This is a genomic window from Haloferula sp. A504 (assembly GCF_044385805.1).
Lineage (GTDB): Bacteria > Verrucomicrobiota > Verrucomicrobiia > Verrucomicrobiales > Akkermansiaceae > Haloferula.
In genome coordinates, this window is sequence record NZ_JBISBU010000108.1 from 1 (window position 1) to 6,051 (window position 6,051).

At 64.0% G+C, this 6,051-nt stretch carries 5 protein-coding genes, 1 tRNA gene and 1 pseudogene; 1 reads left to right on the forward strand and 6 read right to left on the reverse strand.

Annotated elements, in window-relative coordinates; all coding sequences use genetic code 11:
• Positions 1–128 precede the first annotated feature (128 nt).
• The 3 genes from ACG2LG_RS23360 to ACG2LG_RS23370 form a co-directional block, all read right to left on the reverse strand.
• The gene (locus ACG2LG_RS23360; protein ID WP_396263215.1) at positions 129–1,556 is read right to left on the reverse strand and encodes a TMEM43 family protein; all 1,428 of its coding nucleotides are present in this window, start codon (positions 1,554–1,556) and stop codon (positions 129–131) included.
• Between the two features lie 130 nt (positions 1,557–1,686).
• Complete coding sequence (locus tag ACG2LG_RS23365) at positions 1,687–2,733, reverse strand: hypothetical protein (protein WP_396263217.1); 1,047 nt, start codon at positions 2,731–2,733, stop codon at positions 1,687–1,689.
• A 443-nt stretch (positions 2,734–3,176) separates the two neighbouring features.
• Positions 3,177–3,947: a DUF1080 domain-containing protein gene (locus ACG2LG_RS23370; protein ID WP_396263219.1), complete on the reverse strand. Its 771-nt coding sequence runs from the start codon at positions 3,945–3,947 to the stop codon at positions 3,177–3,179.
• 157 nt (positions 3,948–4,104) lie between these two features.
• Between ACG2LG_RS23370 and ACG2LG_RS23375 the strand changes: the two genes are divergently transcribed.
• A tRNA-Ser gene (locus ACG2LG_RS23375) sits at positions 4,105–4,194 on the forward strand.
• Between the two features lie 653 nt (positions 4,195–4,847).
• On the opposite strand, the pseudogene ACG2LG_RS23380 reads toward ACG2LG_RS23375, so the two are convergent.
• From ACG2LG_RS23380 to ACG2LG_RS23390, 3 genes and pseudogenes are all read right to left on the reverse strand, one after another.
• A pseudogene (locus tag ACG2LG_RS23380) lies at positions 4,848–4,979 on the reverse strand (hypothetical protein); the annotation flags it as partial.
• Positions 4,980–5,315: 336 nt separating this feature from the next.
• Positions 5,316–5,666 (reverse strand): type II toxin-antitoxin system PemK/MazF family toxin, encoded by a 351-nt coding sequence (locus tag ACG2LG_RS23385; protein ID WP_396263221.1) that lies wholly within the window; start codon positions 5,664–5,666, stop codon positions 5,316–5,318.
• Positions 5,656–5,883 carry a type II toxin-antitoxin system RelB/DinJ family antitoxin gene (locus ACG2LG_RS23390; RefSeq protein WP_396263223.1) on the reverse strand — a complete coding sequence of 76 codons (228 nt, stop codon included), beginning with the start codon at positions 5,881–5,883 and terminating at the stop codon, positions 5,656–5,658. Before ACG2LG_RS23390 ends, ACG2LG_RS23385 begins: the two co-directional genes overlap by 11 nt.
• Between the last annotated feature and the right edge of the window lie 168 nt (positions 5,884–6,051).

Genomic DNA, 6,051 nt, shown 5'->3' on the forward strand with positions numbered 1-6,051 from the left:
GCCGCACGACCTGCCTGGGAAAAGCCGGTGCCAGATGAAGGCGTTCCCAAGACGTGAAGAAGAATTCGCTTGGGAATCCTCCGCTTCGCATCGGGTCGGCCGTCGATCGCAGCAGCTTGGCTACGATCTCAAGCGGTCTGGACTTCGCTCATGAGCTGGCGCAGGCCCTTCTTGCCGATGCCGGCCCAGCGGGCGGCCTGGTCGAGGGTCTTGAGCTCCTTGCGGTCGATGCGGCCGTCGGCGAGGGCGTAGCGGACCAGGGTCTGAAGCTTCTCGCGGTCGGTGGAGCTGGAGATCTCCCGGCCGGCCCGCTGGGTGAGCTCGGCCACCTTCTCCGGGCTCCAGCGGTTTCGTCGCGTCCATTGGTCCAGCGTGCGCTGCTCGGCGGGGGAAATGGCGCCGTTGCCGGCGGCGAGCTGCCACAGCTGGATGAACTCCAGTTCGCTCATCTCGGTGGAGGACGGGCGGTGCCCAAGGGTGCCCGCGACGTTTTCCTGGATCCGCTTGCGCTTGCGGGTGGCATTCCGTGCCAGAAGCACGATGCCCGCCAACAGCAGCAGGGCGATGGCGGCAAGGACGAGCGGCTTGCTGGTCAGGTAGGCGACGACGAGGGTGATCAGGCCGAGCACGAAGCCGATCAGCAGGCCGAGCCATCCGGTGACCCGGTGGATGAGCGGACCCACCACCGGCAGGAAGACGAGCAGGCGGGTGAGGCTCGAGAAGAGGACGCCGCCGCCGATCGTGCAGACGACCAGGCCGATGATGCGGACGATCATCTTGAGGCGGGCGAGATGCTCCTGAAGGGTGACCAGCGCGGTTTCGCGCGGCCCGGCCACGAGATGGTGCAGGATGCCCTCGTCCTGGATGATGTCGGCGATGAAACCTTCCTTCACCTCGGCCTGGTGGGCCACGGCGATGTCCGTTCCCCAGGCACCGAAATAGGTCGCGACGGGGGGGACGGGAATGCCACGGTAGGTGATCCGTTCGTCTCCGAGTTGGTCGGAGCCTCCCTTGGCGAGGTAAAACTTGTCGCCGCGCGTGACGAGCCCCGCGGAGGTGCCCGCCGGGGCGAGGGCCAGCTCGCCTGGCGGGATCGACTGGCTCGGATCGACGAACTGGATTCTCCGCGATTCGACCGGAAGGTCCGAGATCCGGTAGCTCGGGGGCCGGATGGTGTCCGAATCGAGTTCCTTCTTCAGGCCCCTGTTGCGCTCGTTGTTCTCAAGGTGGGACATCCACTCCCTGGACCAGCTGACGCCGTCGTCATCCTCGTCCCGATCCCAGGCGTAGATCTCCGCGGACCGCCGGATCTCGAGGTAGCCGGTAAAGGACTGCACATACTTTCCGACCAGCGTGAGCCCCTGGTCCATGCTCCCGGTGTGCGAAAACACGGCGCCGGGGCCGAGGTCGTCGACGCTTTCGACGGGCACCGTGTCCCGGGCCGCCTTGGCATAGTCGAAGCGATGCTCGTTTTTCCAGATCCCCGCGAGCGAGGCCCCCATCAGGATGAGGCCGAAGAGGATCCCGTTGCCTTTCTTGCGCTTTTTCTCCGCCATGACTCGGTCCGACGTTAGAACACGGTGTTAGGGTCTTGGGAGCGCAAAATGGCGCGGCCTGTGACGCAGGCATCCGGGAGCACTTCTCGATCCGCCGGGGGATTACGGATCAGCCGCCGAACCGGAGCGTCTATTCCTCCACCTCGAGGCGCAGAAACTCCCGCGCGGCACCCGAACCGGAGACCGTGATGGTCCCAGTGGATCCTGCGGGCAGCGGATTCTGCCCACCGGAGATCCGCTCGACCGGCAGGTCCGTCCAGCCGCCGAGGTTCTGGGAGACCCGGACGCGGACGGGCGCGATGATGCCACCCGGAGGGAGGGGGATCTCGAAGCCCTTGCCGGGAGTCACCGCCGGACGCCAGGCGCCCGCATCGTCGTCCTTGCCGAGACCATAGGCCCACGCCAGGGCATTGGGGATCCCGTCGCCATTGATGTCGGCCTGCGGATCGGCCCCCGGGATGCCTTCGGCCAGCGTCCAGGCGACATACTCGCTACGGGGCACCTGCACGATGCCCTCGGCTCTGAGGGTTCCGCTTGCCGTGACGTCGACCGACAGGCTGCCATCCACGAAGGTGTCGCTAATCGTGACGGGCAGGGTCAGGAGTACGGCGTAGGTGCGGAATGGTCCGGCATCCTCGACGAAGGTGAGAAGCACGGTGCCGGTCCCGGCACCGGGACCCGTGATCGGCTCGGCGGGGGTGATCACCTGGTCGAGCAGGGTGGTGGTGCCGAAAATCCGGGCGGAGCCGGCGAGGGTGCCCTGATCGAGAAGGAAGGAATACTGGGAGGCATCGAACTCTCCCGTTCCGGGTGTCACGACGCCCGGCGGAGACGGGGTGAAAATCTCTCCCGCGAGGCCGTTGCCGGAGACGCTGTAGCCGCCCACGAGAATCACCGAGCGGCTGAAGCTGACGTCCGTGGCCCGCAGTCCGTCGTCCGGGTCCTCGCCATTTCGGAGCGTCATTTCGGACACCTGGCCGAGCAGGGGATCGACCTCGAGGTCGGCGAACAGATTGCCGGTCACCTGGGAAACATCCGAGTCGGTGAGACCGAAGCCGGGATCGACCGTGATCTGAAGCTGGTTGAAGGACGGGTCGCCGGTCACCGCCGCCAGCTCCACGGTCGCCGGGACCGCGGCGGCGGGGCTGATGAGGAGAACGAGCAGGAGGCGAACCACGCGGAACTCTTGTGGACTTCGGGATTTTGTCAAAGAGGGAAGGGGGGAGGGGCATCCTGAGACCGCACTTCTCATACGCGGTCGGGCGGGCACTCGATCACGAATGACGAAAGACCCAAAATACCCAAATACCCAAGGAAATCCGAATGCCGATGCCCGAAGTCAGGATTAACGCCGCGGTGGCATCCTGCTCTCGGGGGCTTCCCCGTTCGAAAGTCGTGATTCCTTCGTGCTTGGGTGTTTGGGAACTACGAATGAACAATGGAGACCAATCCGATGGTTCGCCGGGGAGCAACCCGCGACAACCGGACTCGGAAGGTCGCCACGGAACCCCGGAAGCACCCATCCAATGCTCCCCTTCGTGTGAATTCGCGTCCATTCGTGGTTCGAATTCCCAAATGGAGATACCCTGACCGGAGCGCGCATCGGTCTTCGGGCCGAAGCTACTTCAGCCTCTGGATTTCCACCTTGCGGAACTCGCAGGGGTGCCCCTCGGACTGCAGCGAGATCGTTCCGCCCTCGAGCAGGGTGCCATCGTTGAGCTGGGGTGCCTCGTATTCGAGCACCACCTTGCCGTCGGAGTCGATGTGCTTGAAGCTCTCGGAGCCACGCACCACGACCTCCACGCTCACCCACTGCTCACCGTGGTAGGTCTTCGAGCTCGAGTTGATGCAGTGCTGTTTGAGCAGCTTGCCGTTCATCATCACGTCGGTTCCGGGTGTGCACAGGTTCAGGGTCGTGCGCTCCGTGCCGTCGCCGAGCCCGCCGAGGAGTTGCACTTCGATCGAGTTCGGGAAGTCCTGATCGTCGGCCATCGTCTTCGGGTCCTGGCCGTGCAGCATCAGACCGCTGTTGCGGATCGCCCAGCCCGGGGCGCCCTGCAGCTGTTCGCCGACGAAGCGGTATTCGACGCGCAGCCGGTAGTGGGACAGCGGCAGCTTGTAGAACAGGTGGCCGAACCGCTCCTTCTTCGGCCCCTCGAGGAAGGTGTCGTACTGGTCGTAGCTGACCTTGATCGCCCCGTCCTCGACGCGGAAGGTCTTCCTTTTGTCCTCACCGAGTTTCTCGAAGCGGATCTTCGGCGTCCAGCCCTCCAGGTCCTTGCCGTTGAAAAGCTGGATCCATCCCTTGTCGTCGGGCTTGGGCAAGCCGTCGGCGGCGAAAGTCGTGGAGGAAAGGGCGAGGAGTGCGGCGAGGAGGGTGGGGCGTTTCATGTGGCGGAGCGCTTGGCACAGGTAGAACGGCCCTGATGGCCGGAAAATTGCAATCCGGGCGTGGGCGATGGGGCGGGGGAGGGAAGCGGAGATTTTTCTTCCCGGGCGATTGACCTCTCCCCGCAGCTGTGTGCAACCTCCCGCCGACCTCCCACCCGGACCGGTGGCTGAGTGGTCGAAAGCGCTCCCCTGCTAAGGGAGTATACCGGAAACGGTATCGAGGGTTCGAATCCCTCCCGGTCCGCCACGACCCGACCCCGGCTTGCTGGGGTCGGGTCGTGGCGTTCCTGGCAGGGCCGAGATCGCTGGCGAGCAGAGTGAGACCGGGTTTGAATTCAGGAAGCCGACCCTGTCGGCGGCATCCGCCCGGTGTTCGGCGGACACCCAAACTGGAATGGCCAGAGCGGAGCGGCGGCAATCCCTCCCGGTCCGCCAGGCCCCTTTCCAACTCGTTTGGGAAGGGGCCTGGCGGTTTCGGGCAGGGAGGCAGTTCCTACCGGATCCCGCGGATGCGGGAGGAGGAGGGTTTGAAAACGGGAAGCGAGCAAGCGGCGTCTTTTCGCGAGCGAAGCGAGCCCGATGGGTTTGGCGTGAGGAGTGCAGCGACGAGGGCAATCCCTCCCGGTCCGCCACCTCAACCATTGGGCAGGGATGGGCAGACGGTGACAAAGCACTTGCATTCAGGGGTTTAGGAGTGGAGTCCGAACTACTAGGGCCATCGGAGGAATTGCCAGGAATGGACACCGTTGGACTACTTTTCCCAGTTTTGAGGGATGATATGGGGGATGATTGCAGACGGGGCAGCTTCCCCAGCTCGCCAGCCATTTCGAGCTGATGGCCGTCGGTGTAGAGGTTCATGGTCAGCCGGATATCCCCGTGCCGCATGAATTTCTGAGCGACAGCAGGCATCACGCCCGAAGCGGTCAGGAACGTGGCAAAGGTCCGCCGGAACGAATGAAATTCGAGCTGCCGGCCCCGATCATCGAATTCCGCGATGCCCGCCAAGGCTAGGTCCTTCCGGAATCGCTCCATTTGCGTGACGCCCCTGAAGAACACCTTTCGGGAGCCGGCCGGAGCATTGTTCAAGAGCCAGCGCTCGAACTCGACGGCAGACACGTCGGCAATCCGCCGCCAGTCGCAATCCCGGAAGACCCGCGTCGGTTTGTTGCGGCAGTTCACCCGGTGCTTCTCGGTCACGTCCGGAGCAAGCCCCTCCTCGATCCACTGTTCCAGAAGCTCGGAGAGCGGTGCCAAGGCGGATTCCCGCTGGAGCTTGGGCACCAGGATCCCCGCGAGCTCTTTTTCCCGTTTCAGAACCGTCTCCCGCGATCCCACAGACAAGAGGAAAAGAACATCAGTGGCATGAAATCACGGAACCTGCTTTGAGCCCGCCGAATCGCCCCCAATCTCAAGGGCGTAGCTCAAGGCAGCTCGAATCCGCTCGAGTGGCTCCCCGAAAATCACACCCACGGGCCCTCGAAGTTCGTGGTGCTGGATGGCCTGCAAGCCCTGGACGTTGACGAAACTCTTCTTGCGAAGGAAATGGACCGAGGGCAGGCCGACTTCGTAGGGCGAGCCCCGGTTGGAAGTGGTGATCGGAGCGCAAAGGCTCAGGGCCCGGGGTGCTTCGGGATCTTCCCGCGAGACGACCACCATCAACCGCACCTTTCCTCCCATGCCGAGATCAACCCGGTAGACCTCTCCGGGCTTAGTCGTCATAGACCGAATCGAGAGCGGCTTGGCGGGATTTCGAACTCATGAGCAAATCTCCGTTGTCGGGAAGCTCGACGGAAAAGGGCAGACCCTTCCTCAGCCGGACCTGACTGAGAAACATCCGAATCGCGTCGGTCGTGTTGATTCCCAAGGCTCCGAACACCTCCTCCGCATCCCGCTTGAGGTCCGAATCGACCCGCGCCCTGACAATCGCATCGTTCATGGGACCATTGTAGCCCATGAGGACCACAGGGCAAGAAAAAGCCCCTGAACTCCCGACATAGAGCCCGCCGGATCGCCGGTGCAACATTTCGTCTGTAAATTGCCCGATCACCTGTGACCCCGGCGCTTCGGCCGGCGGAGCGTAGCGGAGCCGGCCGAAGCGCCGGCC